Annotated in this window: 20 protein-coding genes and 1 pseudogene; 12 read left to right on the top strand and 9 right to left on the bottom strand. The window is 66.9% G+C overall.

What is annotated here, in order from left to right:
- Window positions 1–7: 7 nt before the first annotated feature.
- Window positions 8–646, bottom strand: coding sequence for a TetR/AcrR family transcriptional regulator (locus AC1U2B_RS27395; RefSeq protein WP_480219260.1), 639 nt, complete (start codon window positions 644–646; stop codon window positions 8–10).
- Window positions 647–761: 115 nt separating this feature from the next.
- Here AC1U2B_RS27395 and AC1U2B_RS27390 point away from each other — a divergent pair, with 115 nt between their 5' ends.
- Genes AC1U2B_RS27390 through AC1U2B_RS27380 form a run of 3 tightly spaced genes read left to right on the top strand, consistent with a single transcriptional unit; the run spans window position 762 to window position 4,014 of the window.
- A complete protein-coding gene (locus AC1U2B_RS27390; protein ID WP_480219259.1) occupies window positions 762–1,646 on the top strand; it encodes an SDR family oxidoreductase in 885 nt (294 codons plus the stop codon).
- Window positions 1,643–2,557: a patatin-like phospholipase family protein gene (locus tag AC1U2B_RS27385; RefSeq protein ID WP_480219258.1), complete on the top strand. Its 915-nt coding sequence runs from the start codon at window positions 1,643–1,645 to the stop codon at window positions 2,555–2,557. Before AC1U2B_RS27390 ends, AC1U2B_RS27385 begins: the two co-directional genes overlap by 4 nt.
- Window positions 2,557–4,014, top strand: coding sequence for a flavin-containing monooxygenase (locus AC1U2B_RS27380; protein ID WP_480219257.1), 1,458 nt, complete (start codon window positions 2,557–2,559; stop codon window positions 4,012–4,014). The genes AC1U2B_RS27385 and AC1U2B_RS27380 overlap by 1 nt, the downstream gene beginning before the upstream one ends.
- A gap of 106 nt (window positions 4,015–4,120) precedes the next feature.
- On the opposite strand, the gene AC1U2B_RS27375 is transcribed toward AC1U2B_RS27380, so the two are convergent.
- Window positions 4,121–5,005 (bottom strand): helix-turn-helix transcriptional regulator, encoded by an 885-nt coding sequence (locus tag AC1U2B_RS27375; protein ID WP_480219256.1) that lies wholly within the window; start codon window positions 5,003–5,005, stop codon window positions 4,121–4,123.
- A gap of 102 nt (window positions 5,006–5,107) precedes the next feature.
- Here AC1U2B_RS27375 and AC1U2B_RS27370 point away from each other — a divergent pair, with 102 nt between their 5' ends.
- Both AC1U2B_RS27370 and AC1U2B_RS27365 read left to right on the top strand, forming a co-directional pair.
- Window positions 5,108–6,334, top strand: coding sequence for an MFS transporter (locus AC1U2B_RS27370; protein WP_480219318.1), 1,227 nt, complete (start codon window positions 5,108–5,110; stop codon window positions 6,332–6,334).
- Window positions 6,335–6,357: 23 nt separating this feature from the next.
- The gene (locus tag AC1U2B_RS27365) at window positions 6,358–7,440 is read left to right on the top strand and encodes an alpha/beta hydrolase (protein WP_480219255.1); all 1,083 of its coding nucleotides are present in this window, start codon (window positions 6,358–6,360) and stop codon (window positions 7,438–7,440) included.
- On the opposite strand, the gene AC1U2B_RS27360 is transcribed toward AC1U2B_RS27365, so the two are convergent.
- On the bottom strand, window positions 7,412–7,927 hold the full coding sequence (locus AC1U2B_RS27360) for a DUF3145 domain-containing protein (RefSeq protein WP_043986570.1): 516 nt from the start codon (window positions 7,925–7,927) through the stop codon (window positions 7,412–7,414). The two genes, AC1U2B_RS27365 and AC1U2B_RS27360, sit on opposite strands and share 29 nt — an antisense overlap.
- Before the next feature lie 246 nt (window positions 7,928–8,173).
- Here AC1U2B_RS27360 and AC1U2B_RS27355 point away from each other — a divergent pair, with 246 nt between their 5' ends.
- On the top strand, window positions 8,174–9,592 hold the full coding sequence (locus AC1U2B_RS27355; protein WP_480219254.1) for an NCS2 family permease: 1,419 nt from the start codon (window positions 8,174–8,176) through the stop codon (window positions 9,590–9,592).
- A gap of 10 nt (window positions 9,593–9,602) precedes the next feature.
- On the opposite strand, the gene AC1U2B_RS27350 is transcribed toward AC1U2B_RS27355, so the two are convergent.
- Entirely contained in the window at window positions 9,603–10,424 is an 822-nt protein-coding gene (locus AC1U2B_RS27350; RefSeq protein WP_480219253.1) for a serine hydrolase domain-containing protein, read from the bottom strand.
- A 112-nt stretch (window positions 10,425–10,536) separates the two neighbouring features.
- On the opposite strand from AC1U2B_RS27350, the gene AC1U2B_RS27345 reads away from it, so the two are divergent.
- Window positions 10,537–11,625 carry an S-(hydroxymethyl)mycothiol dehydrogenase gene (locus AC1U2B_RS27345; protein ID WP_043986544.1) on the top strand — a complete coding sequence of 363 codons (1,089 nt, stop codon included), beginning with the start codon at window positions 10,537–10,539 and terminating at the stop codon, window positions 11,623–11,625.
- Window positions 11,622–12,160, top strand: a pseudogene (locus AC1U2B_RS27340) (MBL fold metallo-hydrolase). The gene AC1U2B_RS27345 and the pseudogene AC1U2B_RS27340 overlap by 4 nt, the downstream one beginning before the upstream one ends.
- Here the strand turns inward: AC1U2B_RS27340 and AC1U2B_RS27335 are convergent.
- Complete coding sequence (locus AC1U2B_RS27335; protein WP_162625336.1) at window positions 12,157–12,729, bottom strand: SHOCT domain-containing protein; 573 nt, start codon at window positions 12,727–12,729, stop codon at window positions 12,157–12,159. The pseudogene AC1U2B_RS27340 and the gene AC1U2B_RS27335 sit on opposite strands and share 4 nt — an antisense overlap.
- A gap of 48 nt (window positions 12,730–12,777) precedes the next feature.
- Between AC1U2B_RS27335 and AC1U2B_RS27330 the strand changes: the two genes are divergently transcribed.
- Entirely contained in the window at window positions 12,778–13,839 is a 1,062-nt protein-coding gene (locus AC1U2B_RS27330) for a class I SAM-dependent methyltransferase (protein ID WP_260940960.1), read from the top strand.
- Window position 13,840: 1 nt separating this feature from the next.
- Here AC1U2B_RS27330 and AC1U2B_RS27325 read toward each other — a convergent pair whose 3' ends face one another.
- Window positions 13,841–15,232, bottom strand: coding sequence for a GntP family permease (locus AC1U2B_RS27325; protein WP_480219252.1), 1,392 nt, complete (start codon window positions 15,230–15,232; stop codon window positions 13,841–13,843).
- Window positions 15,232–15,762, bottom strand: a complete 531-nt coding sequence (locus AC1U2B_RS27320; RefSeq protein ID WP_480219251.1) for a gluconokinase — start codon at window positions 15,760–15,762, stop codon at window positions 15,232–15,234. Before AC1U2B_RS27320 ends, AC1U2B_RS27325 begins: the two co-directional genes overlap by 1 nt.
- Window positions 15,763–15,888: 126 nt before the next feature.
- On the opposite strand from AC1U2B_RS27320, the gene AC1U2B_RS27315 reads away from it, so the two are divergent.
- Window positions 15,889–16,602: a FadR/GntR family transcriptional regulator gene (locus AC1U2B_RS27315; protein WP_377042116.1), complete on the top strand. Its 714-nt coding sequence runs from the start codon at window positions 15,889–15,891 to the stop codon at window positions 16,600–16,602.
- A gap of 6 nt (window positions 16,603–16,608) precedes the next feature.
- Here AC1U2B_RS27315 and AC1U2B_RS27310 read toward each other — a convergent pair whose 3' ends face one another.
- A complete protein-coding gene (locus tag AC1U2B_RS27310; protein ID WP_480219250.1) occupies window positions 16,609–17,154 on the bottom strand; it encodes a hypothetical protein in 546 nt (181 codons plus the stop codon).
- Window positions 17,155–17,208: 54 nt separating this feature from the next.
- Here AC1U2B_RS27310 and AC1U2B_RS27305 point away from each other — a divergent pair, with 54 nt between their 5' ends.
- A complete protein-coding gene (locus AC1U2B_RS27305; protein WP_480219249.1) occupies window positions 17,209–17,961 on the top strand; it encodes an SDR family NAD(P)-dependent oxidoreductase in 753 nt (250 codons plus the stop codon).
- Window positions 17,962–17,992: 31 nt separating this feature from the next.
- Here AC1U2B_RS27305 and AC1U2B_RS27300 read toward each other — a convergent pair whose 3' ends face one another.
- Window positions 17,993–18,328 carry a DUF732 domain-containing protein gene (locus AC1U2B_RS27300; protein ID WP_043400571.1) on the bottom strand — a complete coding sequence of 112 codons (336 nt, stop codon included), beginning with the start codon at window positions 18,326–18,328 and terminating at the stop codon, window positions 17,993–17,995.
- Window positions 18,329–18,589: 261 nt separating this feature from the next.
- Here AC1U2B_RS27300 and AC1U2B_RS27295 point away from each other — a divergent pair.
- A partial coding sequence (locus AC1U2B_RS27295; RefSeq protein ID WP_480217288.1) for an MmpS family transport accessory protein occupies window positions 18,590–19,002 on the top strand: 413 nt, incomplete at its 3' end.

The raw sequence follows: 19,002 nt of genomic DNA, 5'->3' as shown, positions 1-19,002 counted from the left end.
CCGACTTTCAGTCCTGCGTGGCCGCAAGGAGCCCAAGCAGATTCATCAACCGGGTGATGGCACCGGTGACCGGTCGCGCCGGCAGCGTCGGATCGACCGCACGCTGAATCCCCAGCCCGATGCCGGCGCTGAGGAACAGGTTGCCGATGTCATCGAAGCTGTCCATCACGCCGACAGCGACGAGCTGCTCTTCGTCGAGCCCCAAATCGACTGCCAGGGAACGCAACACGTCGACGACCATCTGGGCCGCTTCGTTGCGTAGCGCCGTGACCATCTGCCCCAGCTCGGGATCGTTGCGCGACAGCACCACGAATTCGAGTTCGAGCATCGTCCAGCCCACGTCGCCGGCGGTGCGTTCCAGCCAGGCGTTCACCGCCTCGACGCGGCTCGGGATGTCGGCATCGGACATCGCCAGCTGGGACATCTCGGAGAACTTCTCGCGGTGGATGGCTTCGAGCACCTCCCGGCACAAGATGGGCTTGCTGCCGAAATTCGAGTACACCGCGCCCTTGCTGTAGCCCGCGTCGTCGGCGATGTCGTCGAGGCTGGTGGACGCATATCCGTGCTTGAGGAACCGGGCCTTCGCCGCGTCGAGTAGCTCGGCGCGCGTCTGTTCCTGACGCTGCACCCTGGTCAATCGCGGCATGCGTTGATACTACTGGTTTGCGATACCGAGGGTACTAGCTTTACTCTGAGAATTCGGATACCGTGAGTATTCCATTGGGTCGGCAAGGCCCCTACCAGCAGATTCGAGGCTATCGATGCAGCTAGCACGACGTTCAATCGCAGTCGACGGTGCCACCGTCGTCATCACCGGGGGCGCCAGGGGTATCGGCGCCAAGACTGCCGAGCTCTTCTCGCAGCACGGCGCCAACGTGTGGATCGGCGACGTGGACGCCGATATCGCCGATCAGACAGCCCGCACCATCCCCCGCTGTCGCAGCGCCCGTCTCGACGTCACCCGGCGCGACTCCTGGGACCAGTTCGTCGGGCAGGTGCTCAAAGAGTCCGGCCGCATCGACGTCCTGGTGAACAACGCCGGCGTGATGCCGCTGGGCGCCTTCGAGTCCGAAGCCGAGTCGACGACCGACCTGATTCTCGACGTCAACGTGCGGGGTGTGCTCAACGGCATGCGCGCCGTGATCCCCTTCATGATCACCCGCGGCCGTGGCCACGTCGTCAACGTCGCCTCGATGGCCGGCATGATCCCCATCCCGGGCATGGTCACCTATAACGCCAGCAAGTTCGCCGCGGTCGGCGCGTCACTGGCGGCGCGCAGCGAGTACGCCGGCACCGGCGTCACCGTGTGCGCGGTGCTGCCCTCGGCGGTGCGCACCGAACTCTCATCGGGCGTCCAACTCGGCGGCGGCATGCCGACGGTCGACCCCGAAGATGTGGCGCAGGCGGTCCTGAAGACGTTGCGCACCAAGGCCGCTCGCACGTCGGTGCCCGAATGGGTGGCACCCGGCTGGGCGTTGGTCGACGCACTGGTCCCGGAGTTCGTCCAACGCGCGGCGCGCTCGCTCATGGATGACCGGCGGGCACTGACCGCCATGGATCCCGTCGGCCGGTCGGCCTACCTGGACCGGATCGAGCGGCAGTCGAAAGAGCATGCCGCCGAATCGGACTCGGAGCTGCAGGCGTGAAGCGGGCACTGGTCATCGGCTGCGGCGGAACCATCGGCGGCGCGTGGATTGTCGCGGCACTGCACGCGCTGCAGGAGCAGACGGGTTGGGATCCCCGCGATGCAACCGTGCTGCAAGGCACGTCGGCGGGTGCCGAGATCGTGACGATGCTCGGCGGCGGAGCATCCGTCGACGATCTGGTGGCGATGCACCGCGGCACCAGCACCGACGAACGGCTGAGTCGGCACATCGACGCCATGCCGCCGAGCCTGCCTCCCCTGCCGGCGCTCCGCCTGCTGAACCCGGCGCTGCTGCGCAGCCAATCCGGCCTGGCCGCGGTGACCGGTATCGCGCCCACCGGGCGCGGCGACGCAACATGGCTGCAGCGCTTGGCAGCTGGATTCGCCAATGCCTCCGGTTGGGTGGATCATCCGGGGGCCCGCATGGTGGCCTTCGACTACCAGCGCGGCGAGCGGGTGGCTTTCGGCGCGCCCGGTGCGCCGAAAGTAACTGCGGGCGAAGCACTTCGGGCGTCCTGGGGCGTCCCCGGCTGGATGCCCCCGGTCAGCATCGGCGACCGCAAGTTCGTCGACGGCGGCGCCGCGTCCACCGCGTCGGTCGACCTCATCGGCCATGACGAAGCCGACCTGATCTACGTCATCACCCCGATGGCCTCCGAAAGCGGCGTTCGCGCACCGGGATTCGGGGGCATCCTCGAACATCGGTTGCTGCGCCGCCCGATGTCCACGGTGCTGGACGCCGAGATCGCCGCCACGCGCGCCCGTGGCACCGAGGTCGTCCTGATCCAGCCCGACGCCACCGACCTGGCCGGCCTGGGCGCCAACTTCATGCTGCGCAGCCGGCGGCGCGCAGCCTTCGAGTCCGCCATGACCACCGCACCGAACACGGTGCGTCGAGCCTGGGAGTCCTGATGAGCAAACGTGATCCGCGCATCGTCATCATCGGCGCCGGCGTAGCCGGGATCGCCTCCGCGTACACCTTCCAGCAAGCCGGGTTCACCAACTTCACCATCCTGGAGAAGGGTTCCGACGTCGGCGGAGTCTGGCACTGGAACCGCTATCCCGGACTGACGTGTGATGTGCCGTCGCACATCTACCAGTTCGCCTTCGCCCCCAAACCCGACTGGAGCCACGTCTGGGCCGGCGGCGAGGAGATTCAGGAGTATCACCGGGACGTCGTCACGCGGTTCGGCCTCGACCAGCACCTGCGGCTCAACACCGAAGTCAAGGCCTTGCACTACGACCAGGACGAGCACACCTGGACCGTCACCACCGAGAACGAAACGCTCACAGCCGATTTCGTCATCTGCGCCACCGGCGTGCTGCACCACCCCTTCACCCCGGACATCCCCGGCATGGACACCTTCGAGGGCGCTGTCGTACACACCGCGCGGTGGGACCCCGAGCTGGAGACCGCCGGCAAGCGCATCGCCGTGATCGGCACCGGATCCACCGGAGTGCAGGTGGTCTCGGCACTGCAGCCGAAGGCCGGCAAGCTGCTGCACTTCGCCCGGTCGCCGCAGTGGATGCTGTGGGCACCGATGAAACTGCCTCAGCTGGGTGTCGTCACCGCGCTGCTGCGCGCCATGCCTCAGCTGTATCAGGCTGTTGCCGAGCGCATTCCGCTCTGGGGATCCAGCGTTCTCGTCGACATCGTGACCAAACCGACCTGGCGCCGCAAGCTGGTACAGCAATACGCCCGCCTCAGCCTGCGGGCCCAGATCCGCGACCCGAAGCTGCGTGCCGAGCTCACCCCCGACTACCAGCCGCTGTGCAAGCGCCAGGTGCTGTCGGGCACGTACTACCAGGCGATCACCGCCCCCAACGCCCAATTGGTCACCGATCGCATCGCCGAATTCACCCCCACCGGCATCCGCACCACCGACGGCGAACACCACCGGATCGATATCGCCGTGCTGGCCACCGGTTTTCAGGCGCACAACTACATGCGCCCGATGCAGGTGGTGGGCCGTGACGGTCTCACCCTGGACGACGCCTGGGTGAAAGGCCCTCGCGCCTACCGGATGACCGCGATCCCGGGCTTCCCGAATCTGTTCACCGTGCTCGGCCCGAACTCGCCGACCGGGTCCATCTCACTGCAGTACACCGCGGAACTGACGGCGCGGTACATCGTGAAGTGGCTCAAGCGTTTCGAGCGCGGCGAGATCAACGAGGTCGAGGTGACCGACGAGGCCACCGACGAATTCAACGCCGCGGCAGTCGAAGCCATGGAGCCGACGGTGTGGAACACCGGCTGCAATTCGTGGTACTTCAGCGAGGGCGGCACCATCGATCTGTGGCCGTTCGACCGCGGGACGCTGACCAAGATGCTGACCGAGCCACAGCCGGAGCACTACCGGGTCAGCTGAGTCAGCGCTGGTAGTCGTCGTCGGCGACGTGTTCCAACCAATCGACGACCTCGCCGTCGGCCACCGACTGAATCGCGATGCGCGTGAAACCTGCATGTGTTCTCCTTCAAATGGTTTCGGATTGCTCGACGGCCTGCGCCGGCGTACCGGCCCACGACGCGAGCAGATCAAGGGCATGTGCAGTCGGCGACGCGGGCTCGGCGACATAGACGGTCAGCGTGAGCCCGGGATCGGAGATCATGTCGACACTCTCGTAGGCCAGCTCCAGGTTGCCGACGACCGTGTGATGGAAATGCTTGATTCCGGCGCCATGCAGACGCACATTGTGGGAACTCCAGCGCCGCCGGAATTCCTCACTGCGGGTGGATAATTCGCCAACCAGATCATGCAGTGCTTTGTCGTGCGGATCGCGCCCGGCCTCGGTGCGCAGAATCGCGACGCAGGTGTCGGCGGCGGTGCCCCAGTCCGGATAGAAACGATGCGCGTCGTCGTTCAGGAAGGTGTAGCGAGCGAAATTCGGCACATCTCCCGGCTCGCCGTCATAGAGGTCGGCATGCATGGCACGGCCCAGATGGTTGGTGGCCAGCAGATCCATGCGGCCGTTACGGATGATGGCCGGCGGCTGGATGCCGTCGAGCACCCACTGCAGCGCGGGCCGCGGAATCCAGCGCGCCGTCGGCCGGCGCCGCGGCCGCATCCCCGCGCTCGTTCCGTCGGCGGCATGGGCGAGATGGAACAGGTGTGCACGTTCGGCATCATCGAGTTGCAGCGCCCGGGCCAGCGCGTCGAGCACCGACGCCGAAACACCGCCCAGTGACCCACGTTCCAGCTTGGAGTAGTACTCGACGCTGACACCGGCCAGCGCGGCGACCTCGCCCCGGCGCAGGCCCGGCACCCGGCGGTGGCCACTCACCGGCAGCCCCGCCTGCTGCGGGGTGACTTTGGCGCGTCGCGAGGTCAGGAACTCACGCACCTCGTCTCGGTTGTTCACCCTGTCGACGGTACGACGGGAATCGGGTTCGAGGGATGCCCTGTCAGTGCACGTCTCGTCAGTGACTCCCTGACGCCGCCGGATTCGCGTTGCCTGGTGAGCATGCAATACACAACACAACCGACCCGGCTCCCGAAGCTGGTGTACGTCGTGGCAGCCGGCATCTTCCTGATGGGGACGACGGAGTTCATGCTGGCCGGCCTACTCCCCGATGTGGCATCCGACCTCGGCGTCGATGTCACCCGCGCCGGCCTGCTCATCACCGCGTTCGCAGTCGGAATGATCGTCGGCCCGCCGGTGATGGCGCTGGCGACGCTGCGACTGCCCGCGCGCGCAACGCTCATCGGCGCGTTGACGGTGTTCGCGGCAGGGCATGTCGTCGCCGCACTCAGTGATTCGTTCGCCGTCGTGACGGTCTCGCGAGTGATCACCGCACTGGCCACCGGTACCTTCTGGGCGGTCGGCGCGGTGGTCGCCACCGCGGTGGCGGGTCCCGGTGCCAGCGCCCGGGCCTTGGCAGTCATGTCGGGTGGCCTGAGTCTCGCAGTGGTCGCCGGTGTACCGCTCGGCACTTTCGCGAGCTTGTTCATGGGCTGGCGCGGACCATTCTGGATGCTGGCGGCGCTGGCGTTGGTCATCGGTGTCGCTGTGCTGCGGTTGGCGCCCGCGACTGTCGGCGAAGCGTCGTCCGAAGTGTCGGTGCGCAGTGAAATCGCAGCGCTGCGCCCGTGGCGGACCTGGGTCGTGCTTGCGGTCATCGTGCTCGCTCAGGCCGGGTTTCTCGGCATGTACAGCTTCATCAGCCCGCTGCTGACGGACCGCGCCGGTATCCCACTGTCGCTGGTGCCCGTGGTGCTGGTCGCGTTCGGCATCGGTGCGCTGATCGGCACCGCGGTCGGTGGCCGCTTCGGCGACCGACACCCGTTGGCCACGATCGCGGTCGCGGTGGCATCGTCGGCGGCCGGAATGCTGGTCCTGGCCATCACCGCCCAGCACTCCGTCATGGCGGTCGTGATGGTCGTGCTCCTGGGTGCCTGCGGCCTGGGAGCCAATCCGGTGCTGATCGCCCAGACGCTGCAGCATGCCGGCGGTTCCGCCCTGGCGTCATCGCTCGCCACAGCCGCATTCAACCTCGGCACCGCCGGCGGCTCCGCCCTGGCCGCAGCCACCCTGTCGAGCTCGTTGGGCGTGACCGGACCGGCGGTTCTCGGTGCCGCGATCACGGGATCGGCACTCATCCCACTCGCAGTCCTGATCGCGCGCCGGCCCCGACCCCATGCCATACGCCCCGCGCACGAGTCCGCCGCCGTCGCCGTCGCCGTCGCATGAGCCACTACCCCAGGAGCTTCCAAATGACTTCCACCGGAACCACTTTCGTTCGACGCCCCATGATGCGGCTGGCCGCAGGTGCAGTGCTACTCGCGCTGCTGGCGGCATCTGGTTGCGAGTCGAAAAAGCCCAACGCCACCACACCACCGAGCCTGGCACCGGGCGACATCTCCAGAGGCGCCGACAATTTCTACGTGAGCGACCGGGTCGACGTGCAGAAGGTGACGTTCACGAATCAGTATCGGATGAACGTCACCGGCAATTTGTTCGTCCCGAAAGGCCTGAACCGCAACGAGAAATCCGCGGCTCTCGTCGTCGGACACCCCATGGGAGCGGTCAAGGAACAGAGCGCCAACCTGTACGCCACCAAGATGGCAGAGCAGGGATTCGTCACGATGTCACTGGATCTGTCGTTCTGGGGCGAGAGCGAAGGCCAGCCGCGCAACGCCGTGTCGCCGGACATCTACGCCGAGGATTTCAGCGCCGCCACGGATTACCTGCGCGCTCAGCCGTTCGTAGACCGGGAGCGGATCGGCGCGATCGGGGTCTGCGGCAGTGGCAGTTTCGTGATCAGCGCCGCCAAGATCGACCCCCGCATCAAGGCCGTCGCCACCGTCAGCATGTACGACATGGGCGCCGCCAACCGTGACGGTCTGCGCAACGGCCTCAGCCCGGCGCAGCGCCAACAGATCATCGCGCAGGCCGCACAACAACGCGATGTCGAATTCGCTGGAGGCCAAACGGAATTCACGTCCGGCACACCGGAAGAGCTCACCTCGCAGTCGACACCGATCGAGCGCGAGTTCTACGACTTCTACCGCACCGCACGCGGCTACCGCGCGAACACCACAACGCATCCGACGCTGACCAGCAACGTCAAATTCATGAACTTCTACCCGTTCAACGACATCGAGACCATCTCGCCGCGCCCGATGCTGTTCATCACGGGCGATCACGCCCATTCACGGGAGTTCAGCGAGGACGCCTACCGGCTGGCGGCCGAACCCAAACAACTGGTCGTCCGTCAAGGAAAGCTGACGGCCCCCATCCGAACATGTCAAGGGAGACCAGCGCGCGCTAGCCGACGCCCCGGTTCAGCCAGCTGACTTCGCCGACCTCGGCGCCGCCGCCGCGGTAAGGCTCCAGAGCCTCGTCCCAGGCGGTGCCGAGCACGGTGTCGAGTTCGGCGGCGAGCGTGTCGGCGCCCGACGACATGAGCGTGCGCAGGCGCTGCTCGCCGACCATGGTGTCACCGTTGGCGCTCATCGAACCGCTCCACAGGCCCAGGGTCGGGGTGTGGCACCAGCGATGTCCATCGACGCCTGCGCTCGGGTCCTCGGTCACCTCGAAGCGCAGCACTGTCCACGAGCGCAGGGCGCTGGCGAGCTGGGCTCCGGTGCCGACGGGCCCCATCCAGTTGGTGATGGCGCGCAGCTGACCGGGCATGGCGGGTTGGGGCGTCCATTTCAGGTTCGCCCGCGCCGACAGGGTCGACGACAGCGCCCACTCAACGTGCGGGCATACCGCCGCGGGAGAGGCGTGGATGTACACCACGCCAGTCGTCGCGTCGGCGAGTTGGTTCGACGCACGCATCATCTGCTCCTTCAGCTACACGAGGGACGTCTTCCCCAACGACCTGGTGTTGCCGAAATGTTGCAGTTGTTTAGTGCGTGTCTATTGTGCCGTGTGAGACCCCTGTTGCGCTAGTCTGTCGCGCAATCTCTCAGCGCAGCCTCAGAAACACACGCCCAGTGTTGACTTGTGGTCGGAGAATCGGGCGGACCTCGAACACAAGCCAACACTCGAACGGAGTGTCAGGCCGCCATCTATCTTCTAACGGTGACTGCCCTGGACCGGTTCTTCGAGATCTCCGCGCGCGGCTCGACCGTCGCCGCTGAACTGCGCGGCGGCGCGGTGACCTTCATCGCGATGGCGTACATCATCGTGCTGAACCCCATCATCCTGTCGAGCACGGCAGATATCGCCGGGCACAAGCTCGCGTTCGGCCAGGTCTCCGCGGTGACGTCGCTCGCGGCCGGCGCCATGACGATCCTGTTCGGCGTCGTTGCCCGCCTCCCCTTCGCGTTCGCCGCCGGGCTGGGCATCAACTCGTTCCTGGCCAGCTCCGTGGTGGGCGTCCTGACCTGGCCGGAAGCCATGGGGCTGGTGGTGATCGAAGGCCTGATCATCGTCGCGATGGCGGTCACAGGCCTGCGCCGCATGATCTTCGACGCGGTGCCCATGCCGCTGAAACTGGCCATCACCGCAGGCATCGGGCTGTTCATCATGTTCATCGGACTGGTCAACGCCGGTTTCGTCGCGTCGACGGGCCATCCGTCGCCGCCGCTGGGACTGGGCGCCGGCGGCAGCGGATCGGTCCGCGCGATCCCCACCCTCGTCTTCGTGTTCACCCTGCTGACCTCAGGTGTCCTGGTGGCGCGCAAGGTGCGCGGCGGCATCCTGATCGGCCTGATCTCGGGTACCGCGCTGGCCGCGATCATCGAGGCGATCTGGCACCTCGGCTCGGCCACCGAAAAGCCGGGCGGCTGGAGCCTGTCGGTGCCGACGCTGTCCGGTTCCCCGTTCGCGGTGCCCAACCTGTCGCTGATCGGTCACGTGGACTTCGGCAGCTTCGGCCGGATCGGCGCCATCGCCGCACTCATGCTGGTGTTCACGCTGCTGTTCACCAACTTCTTCGACGCCATGGGCACCATGACGGGCCTGTCGCGGCAGGCCGGTCTGGCCGATGAACACGGCAACTTCCCGCGCCTGCAGTCGGCACTGGTGATCGAGGGCACCGGTGCGGTCGTCGGCGGCGCGGTGTCGGCGTCATCCAACACGGTGTTCGTCGAATCCGGCACCGGCATCGGCGAAGGCGCCCGCACCGGCCTGGCGAGCCTGGTGACCGGCGGATTGTTCTTGGCCGCAATGTTCTTGACCCCGCTGACGGAGATCGTGCCCACCGAGGTCGCGGCCGCCGCGCTGGTGATCGTCGGCACCCTGATGGTCTCGGTGCTGCGCGAGATTGACTTCTCCGACTTCTCGGTGGCGCTGCCGGTGGTGCTGACCGTGGCCGTGATGCCGCTGTCCTACTCGATCGCCAACGGCATCGGCGTCGGCTTCATCGCGTGGGCGGTGCTGCGCGCGGCGTCGGGCCGCATCAAGGAGATCAGCCCGCTGCTGTGGATCGTCGCCGCCGGGTTCCTGCTGTTCTTCGCGCGCGGCTGGATCGACAGCATGATCGGCGTCGTCCGCTAAGCGAACTCCCCTAGCCGGCGAACTCGCGCAGCACAGCGGCGGACACCTCGGGCCACACCGCGTGCGTCCAGTCCCCGAAATCGCGGTCGGTCAGCACGATCAGCGCCAGGTCTACTTCCGGATCGACCCAGAGGAACGTGCCGGACTGGCCGAAGTGGCCGAACGTCCTCGCCGAGTTGCCCGCAGCCGTCCAGTGCGGGCTCTTGCCGTCCCGGATCTCGAAGCCCAGACCCCAGTCGTTGGGCCGCTGCGATCCGAATCCCGGCAGCACGCCGTCCAGGCCGGGGAACTGCACCGAGATCGCGTCGGCATGCATCGGTGCCGACACCAGAGCCGGACGCAGCAGGTCACCGGCGAACGCCGCGAGATCGGTCACGGTCGACCAGGCGCCGTAACCCGCGGTGTCGGACCCACCCGGCAGGTCGGAATCACTCATGCCCAGTGGCTCGAATACCGCTTCGCGCAGGTACTGCCCGAATTCGATGCCCGACTCGTGTTGCAGCACGTGAGCCAGGACCGCGAACCCGGCGTTGGAGTAGATGCGCCGGGAGCCGGGCGTGGCAATGGCGTCGGGCGTCAGCATCGCCAGCCCCGAGGTGTGCGCAAGCAGGTGCCGCACCGTCGACCCCGGCGGGCCGGCCGGGGTGTCCAAGTCGACGACGCCCTCTTCGACCGCGATCTGCGCGGCGCGGGCCACCAGCGGCTTGGTCACCGACGCGAGCCGGAACGCCCGGTCGACGGGTCCGTGCGCGGCGAGCACACCCGCCGGCGACACGACCGCGGCCGCGGCACTCGGTACCCGCCAGGAATCAAGTAGCTCGAGTGCGGTCACATCACGACCCTGTCATAGGACAAAATGTCCACGGGCGAGGGCCAACGCACCGTTAACCAGACATTTGTCTGGACACTATTCCAATAATTGCGCGAGGCATTAGGTTATAGCCATGAGTCAGACAGTGCGTGGTGTGATTTCCCGGGCCAAGAAGCAGCCCATCGAACTGGTCGACATCGTCATCCCCGATCCCGGACCCGGCGAGGTCGTCGTCGACATCATCGCTTGCGGCGTGTGCCATACCGACCTCACCTACCGTGAGGGCGGCATCAACGACGAATACCCGTTCCTGCTCGGCCACGAGGCCGCGGGCACCGTCGAGTCGGTCGGCGCGGGCGTCACGCACGTCGAGCCGGGCGACTTCGTCATCCTCAACTGGCGGGCCGTCTGCGGCGAGTGCCGGGCCTGCAAGCGCGGCCGCCCGCACCTGTGCTTCGACACGTTCAACGCCACCCAGAAGATGACGCTGACCGACGGCACCGAACTGACCCCCGCCCTGGGCATCGGCGCCTTCGCCGACAAGACCCTCGTGCATGAGCGCCAGTGCACCAAGGTCGATTCCGAAGCCGACCCGGCCGTCGCCGGGCTGCTGGGCTGCGGCGTGATGGCCGGCATCGGCGCCGCCATCAACACCGGCAACGTGTCCCGCGACGACACCGTCGCGGTCATCGGCTGCGGCGGCGTCGGTGACGCGGCCATCGCCGGTGCGGCGCTGGTCGGCGCCAAGCGGATCATCGCCGTCGACACCGACAACAAGAAGCTGCACTGGGCCCGCGAATTCGGCGCCACCCACACCATCAACGCCCGCGACCTCGACCCCGTCGAGACCATCAAGGACCTGACCGACGGCAACGGCGCCGACGTGGTGATCGACGCCGTCGGCCGGCCCGAGACCTGGAAGCAGGCGTTCTACGCCCGCGACCTCGCGGGAACCGTTGTGCTCGTTGGTGTTCCGACGCCCGACATGAAGCTCGAGATGCCGCTGGTGGACTTCTTCTCCCACGGCGGCGCCCTCAAGTCGTCCTGGTACGGCGACTGCCTGCCCGAGCGCGACTTCCCCACCCTCATCAGCCTGTACCTGCAGGGCCGGCTGCCGCTGGACAAGTTCGTCAGCGAGCGCATCGGGCTCGACCAGATCGAAGATGCCTTCCACAAGATGCACAGCGGTGAGGTGCTGCGGTCGGTGGTGGTCCTGAAGTGAGCAATATCCAGCGGGTAGTCACCAGCGGCACCTTCAGCCTGGACGGCGGCACCTGGGACGTCGACAACAACATCTGGCTCGTGGGCGGGTCTGCACCCACGGCCACAACGACCACATCACGGTCGCCCCGGAGCTGTCGGCAGCGCTCGACGCCCCGGTGCTGCTGCATCCGGCCGACGAGATGCTGTGGCGGGTCGTCCACCCGGACAACCCTTTTCACACCGTGGGCGACGACCAGGTGCTCACCGTCGGCGGGCTCGAGATCAAGGCCATCCACACTCCCGGGCACTCCCCCGGTTCGGTGTGCTGGCACATCCCGGAACTGGGGGCGGTGATCTCCGGCGACACCCTGTTCCACGGCGGCCCCGGCGCGACCGGCCGCTCGTACTCGGATTTCCCGACCATCCTGGCGTCGATCTCAGACAAGCTCGGCAAGCTGCCCGACGACACCGTCGTCTACACCGGGCACGGTGACACCACCACCATCGGCGGCGAGCTGGTCAACTACGACGAATGGGTGGCCCGCGGCCACTAGCCGAGGTCTATCTCGAAGGCGCTGCGCTGAATCGGGCGTCGCGCCCGTGACGCCCACACCCGCGCGAGGACCAGCACGACGGTCGCCCCACCGAAGGTCACGCCGAACACCAGCGGCAGGTGCCCATACGGGGTGTCGTGTCCGAACGCGAGCGTCGGGTTGACGTAGGCGGTCACGTTGCCGTCGGTGGTGATGGCGTAGTCGCCCTCTGCCGCGACCTGCGCAAACCAGACCCGGACGTGGGCGTCGTTGTTGATGGTCGTGCTGCCGCTGATGTCCTCGGTCAGCGCCGGGTCCGGCACGCCGGTCGGCGGCACGATGCCGATCGACATCTTCGGGACGGGAAGCCCGCCGCCACTGCCGATCACCATCGTGTGCAAGCTGATGGTCGCGGTGCCGGCCGGCAGGTGCACTGTGCCCGAACCGGGGATCGGAACCTCGCCGTAGGCATCGAAATCGTCGAAGACGAACGCGTTGAGGATGAGCGCGACGATGAATGCGACGGCCGCCATGACCATCGTCGTAACGGCGGCCACGGTGAGCACCCTCGGCGCAGTCCAGCGACTCATGCCCGCAGTCTGTCACGCGCTCAAGCGGTTGAGGCGCTACCGTGAGACATGCCCGAGTCCAGCGTGGTGGTGCAGCCCGACCCGCTCGGGAGCTCGCGTCTGCAGACCGTCGGACTCCGCACGGCCACAAAGCTTTTCGAACAGGCTGCCGCCGAGGTGCCGCTCCCGGCGGCACCGCATCCGGTGGTGATCGCCGAGTACGGCTCGGGCAACGCGCATAACGGCCTGCTGCCGATCGGCGCGGGCATCGCCGCCTTGCGCAAACGTATCCGGCCCGAGCATCCCATCGTGGTGACGCACACCGACATCCCCGACAACGATTTCAGCGCCCTGTTCCGGACCCTGCGCGACGACCCGTTCAGCTACCTGCGCACCGACCGGGCCACGTACGCCTCGGCGGTGGGGCGTTCGTATCTCAGCCAGATTCTGCCGTCGGACGGCGTGCACGTGGGATGGTCGGCGTGGGCCATCCACTGGCTCAGCCGCATGCCGGCCGACATCCCCGATCACGTCCAGGCGTCCTTCAGCGCCGACGCCCAGGTGCGCGCCGCGTGCGCACGGCAGGCGGCGCACGACTGGCACGAATTCATCGCATTCCGCGGCCGCGAGTTGAGCCCGGGCGGGCGCCTGGTCATCATGACGATGGGTCAGCACGACGACGGACGCCCCGGTCTCGAGCCGCTTTTCGACGGGATCATGCATGCGCTGGCCGAGCTGCGGGTGCAACGGCTGGTCACCGACGATGAACTGCGGCGCATGCAGCTGCCGATCGTGGGCCGCAGTGAAGCCGACTTCCGGTCACCGTTCGCCCCGTCGGGGCGCTTCGAGCGGCTGCAGATCACCCATTTGACGGTTGCCGACGAGCCGGACCGCTTCTGGCTTCAGTACCAGAATGACGGTGACGCAACAGCTTTCGCGAAGAGCTGGGTCGGGTTCACCAGAGCGGCGGTGTTCGACACGCTCCTGGATGCGTTGGACCCGGCCGACCCGGCGAGGCGATGTCAGCTCTCCGATGCCCTGGAGGCCGCGCTGGTCGACCTGCTGTCCGCCGCACCGCGCCCGATGCCGATTCCCGTGGCGCACATCGTCGTTCAGAAACAGCTGCGCTGAGCTAGACGAAGATATCCAGGATCAGGACCGCGGCCAGGCCCGACACCGAGAGCACGGTCTCCATGATCGACCAGGTCTTGATCGTCTGGCCGACGCTGAGCTTGAAGTACTCCTTGACCAACCAGAAGCCCGCGTCGTTCACGTGCGAGAAGAACAGCGAGCCGGCACCGACGGCCAGCACCACCAACGACAGCTCGCCGGAGTCCATCCCGTGGACCAGGCCCAGAATCAGCGACGACGCCGTGATGGTGGCGACGGTGGCCGACCCGGTGGCCAGCCGGATCAGGACGGCGAGCAGCCATGCCAGCACGAGCACGGAGATGTGCACGCCTTCTGCCCAGCGCGCCAGCATCGTGCCGATGCCGGTGTCCACCAGAACCTGTTTGAATCCGCCGCCGGCGGCGACGATCAGGAAGATGCCCGCGACCGGGGGCAGGCTCGACTCGATGCACTTGGTGACCGCAGCGCGATCCATCCCCGCGCCGCGGCCGAGGGTGACGGTGCCGACCACGACGGCGATGAGCAGCGCGACCAGCGGGGTGCCCACCGCGTCGAAGATCCGGCGGAACCACTGCGTCTTGTCGTCGATGAAGATGTCGACGAGGGCCTTGCCCAGCATGAGCGCGACCGGCAGCAGCACCGAGCCCAGCGTGACGCTGAAGCGTGGTCGTTTGCCGTGTGCCCGAAGGGCTTCCGGATCGGTGTCGAAGGTGTCCGGCGCCGCGACGACGACCCATTTGCCGGCCAGCCGGCCGAACAGCGGGCCCGCGACGATGATCGTCGGAACGGCGACCAGCACCCCGAGCCCGAGCGTGACGCCGAGGTCCGCGTTGAGTAGCCCGACAGCGGTCAGCGGCCCGGGATGCGGCGGCACGAAACCGTGCATGGCCGACAGGCCCGCCAGCGCCGGGATGCCGATGGTGATCAGCGACTGCTGCGAGCGTCGGGCCACCAGATAGATGACCGGCATCAGCAGCACCAGACCGATCTCGAAGAACATCGGCAGCCCGATGATCGCGCCCACCAGCGCCATCGCCCAGGGCAGGGCGCGGGGCGAGGCGGCTCCGACGATGGTGTCGACGATCTCGTCGGCGCCACCCGAGTCGGCGAGCAGTTTGGCGAACATCGCGCCGAGGGCGATCAGGATGCCCACGCCGGCCGCCGTGCTCCCGAAGCCGTCGGAGAACGATTTGAGGACGGCGGTGAGGTTCTCTCCGGCTGTCAGTCCCACCGTCAGGCCGCCGAAGATCAGCGCCAGGAACGGGTGCAGTTTGACCAGCGTGATGAGTACGACGATGACGCTGATGCCGACGACGAACGCCAGGATCAGCTGGGTGGCCGAGCCGACGGGCTCGACGAGTTTGGGCGCGTCAGCCAGGAATGAGGTGCCCATCAGATGTTCTCCCCGTCGCTCCGCTCGCCCCGGTGGTCGCCTCCGGTGCGTGAAATGTATTCGTCGACAATCGAATCGATGCTCTGCCCGACGTCGATGACGACGCCGGCCTCATCGGCTCGCAGTGGCTCCAGGGTTTCGAACTGTGAGGCCAGCAGCGACGCCGGCATGAAGTGGCCCGGCCGGCTGGCCTGCCGGGCGCCGATGACCTCGGGGGTGCCGAACAGGTGCAGGAACTGCGTGCCCGGGCAGTGGCTGCGCAGCTGGACGCGGTACTGGTACTTGAGGGCCGAACAGCTCATCACGCCGCCGTCGCCGCAGTGCTCCCCGAGCCACCGTCCGATGGTTTCGAGCCAGGGCCGGCGGTCGTTGTCGTTCAGCGGGTGACCGGCCGCCATCTTCGCGATGTTGGCGGCGGGGTGGAAGTCGTCCGCATCGGCGAACGGCACGCGTAACCGCTGCGCGAGCGCCGCGCCGACGGTCGACTTGCCGGATCCGGAAACGCCCATGACGACGATCGGTGATGGCATCTACTACACCCGCCCTTGCTGTGGTTTGACTCACACAGCGTGGCTCAAAAGTCAGACTATTTCAAGACCCAATCGAAATAGATGAGTTTTAATCCAGCGAGGCAGAGTTATGACAGGATGTTATGCGTGGTTACGCCCTCGAACGTCAGCGCTCTGCACGACAACGTGCTGGGCGCGCTGGGGACCGCGGTGGTATCCGGTACCTACGCCCCCGGCGAGGTCATCACCCTCGAAGGCGTGAGCGCACAGCACGGGGTCTCCCGCAGTGTCGTGCGGGAAGCGATCCGGGTCCTCGAATCGATGGGGATGGTCGCCTCGCGCCGCCGGGTCGGGATCACCATTCAGCCCGCGGCGAATTGGAATGTGTTCGACCCCAGACTGATTCGCTGGCGACTCGATTCGGGCGATCGAGCCGCGCAACTGGTGTCGTTGTCGGAGCTACGCCGCGGGTTCGAACCGGTGGCGGCCGCATTGGCCGCCGAGCGCGCGAATCCACACCAGTGCCGCATCATGGCCGCCGCCGTGTCGGACATGGCTGTGCACGGTCGCGACGGCGACCTCGCCGCATATCTTCAGGCGGACAAGATCTTTCATCAGACCCTGCTGGAGGCCAGCGGCAACGAGATGTTCCGCGCGCTGAACGCGGTGGTCTCCGAGATCCTCGCCGGACGCACCCACCACGGCATGATGCCCGACTCCCCCAACCCGGCCGCCATCGCGCTGCACGACGAGGTGGCCCGCGCCGTGCGGTTGCGCGATCCGGCCGGCGCCGAACGCGCGATGCGCGCCATCATCGACGAAGCGGCCGCCGCCGTCGCCGAGGAGTCGGGGTCGGACTGACGTCCGTCAGCGGCAGCGCTTCAGACCGTCGTTGGGGTCGCAGAACAGCGGGTACTGCTGCACCGGAATCGGCAGCGGCTTCTGGAATTCCAGCCGGAAGGACTTCTTGACCATGGCCGCCTGCGCGCCGCACTGTTCGGCGTTCATGATGGTCCGGGTGCCGGTCCAGTTGGTGTCCTCGAACTCGTAGTTCTCGACGACCTTGGACTTGGATCCGTCCGGGCACGTGAAGCCCTGGAGGTCGGTCTGGGTGAACGCCCAGTGCCCCTCGCCGCCGGTCTGCCGGGCGTCGCCGCCGTAGGTTGCGCCGTACTGGTCGGACCCGATGTGCACGAGGCAACCCACCGGCAGTTCCATGTTGTTGCGCAGATCGCCAACGGTCGGGGCACAGACCGGATAGATGGTCCACACGCTGATCGGCGTGCCCTCCTGGATGAAGGTGTAGATCCCCTCGGGCAGCCGGATGTCGGCATGCGCCGGCGCAGCTGCCGAGAGGAGTGCGCCCGCTGCGGCGAAACCAAAGCTCGAAACGATAGCGAGAACACGTTTCATTTTCACCGCCTGAGTATCGCAGGCGACTCGGCCGCGGCGTGAGAAAGTCACCGTATGAGTTCACTCAGCGGGAAAGTTGCATTGATCACGGGCGCCTCGGCCGGCTTGGGCGCCGCCACGGTCAAGGTTTTCGCCGAACGCGGCGCATCGGTCTTCGGTATCGCGCGTGATGCCGAGCGGATGGCAACGGTGTTCGCCGACGCCTACGGCGACGAGCCCGGTGGCGCGTTCTCTGCGGTGGACATCAGCACGGCCGACGCCTGCCGGCAGGCCGTCGAGGACTGCATCGCGAAGTTCGGCCGGCTGGACGTGCTGGTGAACGTGGCGGGATTCCACGTGATGCGGCACACCCTGTCGGTGACCGATGACGACTGGGACCGCGACCTCGCGGTGAACCTGAACGGCCCGTTCTATCTGACCCGGGCGGCGCTGCCGCAGCTGCTGGAGAACGGCGGCAACATCGTCAACGTCTCGTCGATCGCGGGGGTCGAAGGCGAGATCTACTCGGCCGGCTACTGCGCCGCCAAGCATGGGCTGATCGGGCTGACGCGGGCGCTGGCCGTGGAATACACCAAGGAAAAACTGCGGGTCAACGCGGTGTGTCCGGGTGGCATGCTGACCGCCCAGGTCACCGAGTTCGCGGCACCCGAGAACGCCGACTGGGATCTGATCATGCGGATCGCCGCTCCGCGTGGCTTCATGGAGCCGCGGGACGTGGCGAACGTCATCGCGTTCCTGGCCAGCGACGACGCCGCCGCGATTCACGGTTCGGTGTACCGCGTCGACAACGGCAAGGGCCCGGCCTGACCTTGGGTCAGGCGCGGGGCAACCCTGGCGGCTAGTGCGCGAGCGCGACCAGCAGGTCGTGCTTCTCCGGGCAATACGTGTCGAACGCGGCGTTGAGGAACTGGTAGACCTGCTGCTCCGAGCTGCTGTTGCGCGGCAGGTTCTTCTTCAGGAACGCCGCCGAGTCGGTGGCGCTGTGGTCGACGTTGTTGTCGAGCCGCTGGCAGGTGATCTTGCCGATCCAGGCGTTGTAGTCCTTGGGACCGTAGATCCCATAGGTGTGCAGCTGGTTGGCGAAATCGGTGTCGGGGTCGGCCTGAGCAGGGACGGCCATCGTGATTGCTGCCGCCGCGGCGCCCGCAACTGCGACCAGAGTGCGTGCCTTCATGTGACGGAGTCTATTCGTGCTGGTTGCCATCTGCCCCTGCTCCCTGAACAGTCGTCGCCGCATGTTCAATCCCATTGAACTGCTGCGTATTTGGTTCGATCCGCTGCGCACTACCGGCTACGGTGATACGAGCCACCCACAGCGGGAGGTTTCCCATGATTAACTTAACTGGTCTAATCTAACACTTAAATGACCTAATCTGTCTCGGTCAGGGTCAGGAAGCGGGGAGCAGCAAGTGCAGTCGACCATGGTGTTCGCAGCGTGATCGGCACTGCGCTCAAGAAGGCGTGGATCCCGCTGCTCATCCTCGCCGTGGCCCTCGTCGCCGGTTTCACCGTGCAACGCGTCCGCGGCTACTTCGGCCAGAACCCCGTCATCGTCACCCCACGCAACTTCGCCGACGACGCCAAACCGTTCAAGCCCAAGGTCGTCACCTACGAGATCACCGGCGAACCCGGCGCCTACGCCGACATCAACTACCTCGACCTGGACGCCAAGCCGCAACGCGTCGACCACGCCACGCTCCCCTGGAAACTCGTCCTGTCCACCACCGCACCGGCAGCGTCGCCCAACATCGTCGCCCAAGGCGACGGTGACTCCATCACCTGCACCGTCCACGTCGACGACGAACTCAAAGACACCCGCACCTCCACGGGCGTGCACGCCCAGACCTT

This window comes from Mycolicibacterium sp. P4_G11, assembly GCF_056555145.1.
The sequence above is the reverse complement of the archived record's forward strand: the minus strand, read 5'-3'. Positions and strand labels throughout refer to the sequence as shown.

Excerpts from the sequence above, each read along its gene's own strand:
- AC1U2B_RS27395 (WP_480219260.1), bottom strand. The coding sequence starts at position 646 with ATGCCGCGATTGACCAGGGTGCAGCGTCAGGAACAGACGCGCGCCGAG.
- AC1U2B_RS27390 (WP_480219259.1), top strand. The coding sequence starts at position 762 with ATGCAGCTAGCACGACGTTCAATCGCAGTCGACGGTGCCACCGTCGTC.
- AC1U2B_RS27380 (WP_480219257.1), top strand. The coding sequence starts at position 2,557 with ATGAGCAAACGTGATCCGCGCATCGTCATCATCGGCGCCGGCGTAGCC.
- AC1U2B_RS27370 (WP_480219318.1), top strand. The coding sequence starts at position 5,108 with ATGCAATACACAACACAACCGACCCGGCTCCCGAAGCTGGTGTACGTC.
- AC1U2B_RS27365 (WP_480219255.1), top strand. The coding sequence starts at position 6,358 with ATGACTTCCACCGGAACCACTTTCGTTCGACGCCCCATGATGCGGCTG.
- AC1U2B_RS27360 (WP_043986570.1), bottom strand. The coding sequence starts at position 7,927 with ATGCGTGCGTCGAACCAACTCGCCGACGCGACGACTGGCGTGGTGTAC.
- AC1U2B_RS27345 (WP_043986544.1), top strand. The coding sequence starts at position 10,537 with ATGAGTCAGACAGTGCGTGGTGTGATTTCCCGGGCCAAGAAGCAGCCC.
- AC1U2B_RS27335 (WP_162625336.1), bottom strand. The coding sequence starts at position 12,729 with ATGAGTCGCTGGACTGCGCCGAGGGTGCTCACCGTGGCCGCCGTTACG.
- AC1U2B_RS27330 (WP_260940960.1), top strand. The coding sequence starts at position 12,778 with ATGCCCGAGTCCAGCGTGGTGGTGCAGCCCGACCCGCTCGGGAGCTCG.
- AC1U2B_RS27325 (WP_480219252.1), bottom strand. The coding sequence starts at position 15,232 with ATGGGCACCTCATTCCTGGCTGACGCGCCCAAACTCGTCGAGCCCGTC.
- AC1U2B_RS27320 (WP_480219251.1), bottom strand. The coding sequence starts at position 15,762 with ATGCCATCACCGATCGTCGTCATGGGCGTTTCCGGATCCGGCAAGTCG.
- AC1U2B_RS27310 (WP_480219250.1), bottom strand. The coding sequence starts at position 17,154 with ATGAAACGTGTTCTCGCTATCGTTTCGAGCTTTGGTTTCGCCGCAGCG.
- AC1U2B_RS27305 (WP_480219249.1), top strand. The coding sequence starts at position 17,209 with ATGAGTTCACTCAGCGGGAAAGTTGCATTGATCACGGGCGCCTCGGCC.
- AC1U2B_RS27300 (WP_043400571.1), bottom strand. The coding sequence starts at position 18,328 with ATGAAGGCACGCACTCTGGTCGCAGTTGCGGGCGCCGCGGCGGCAGCA.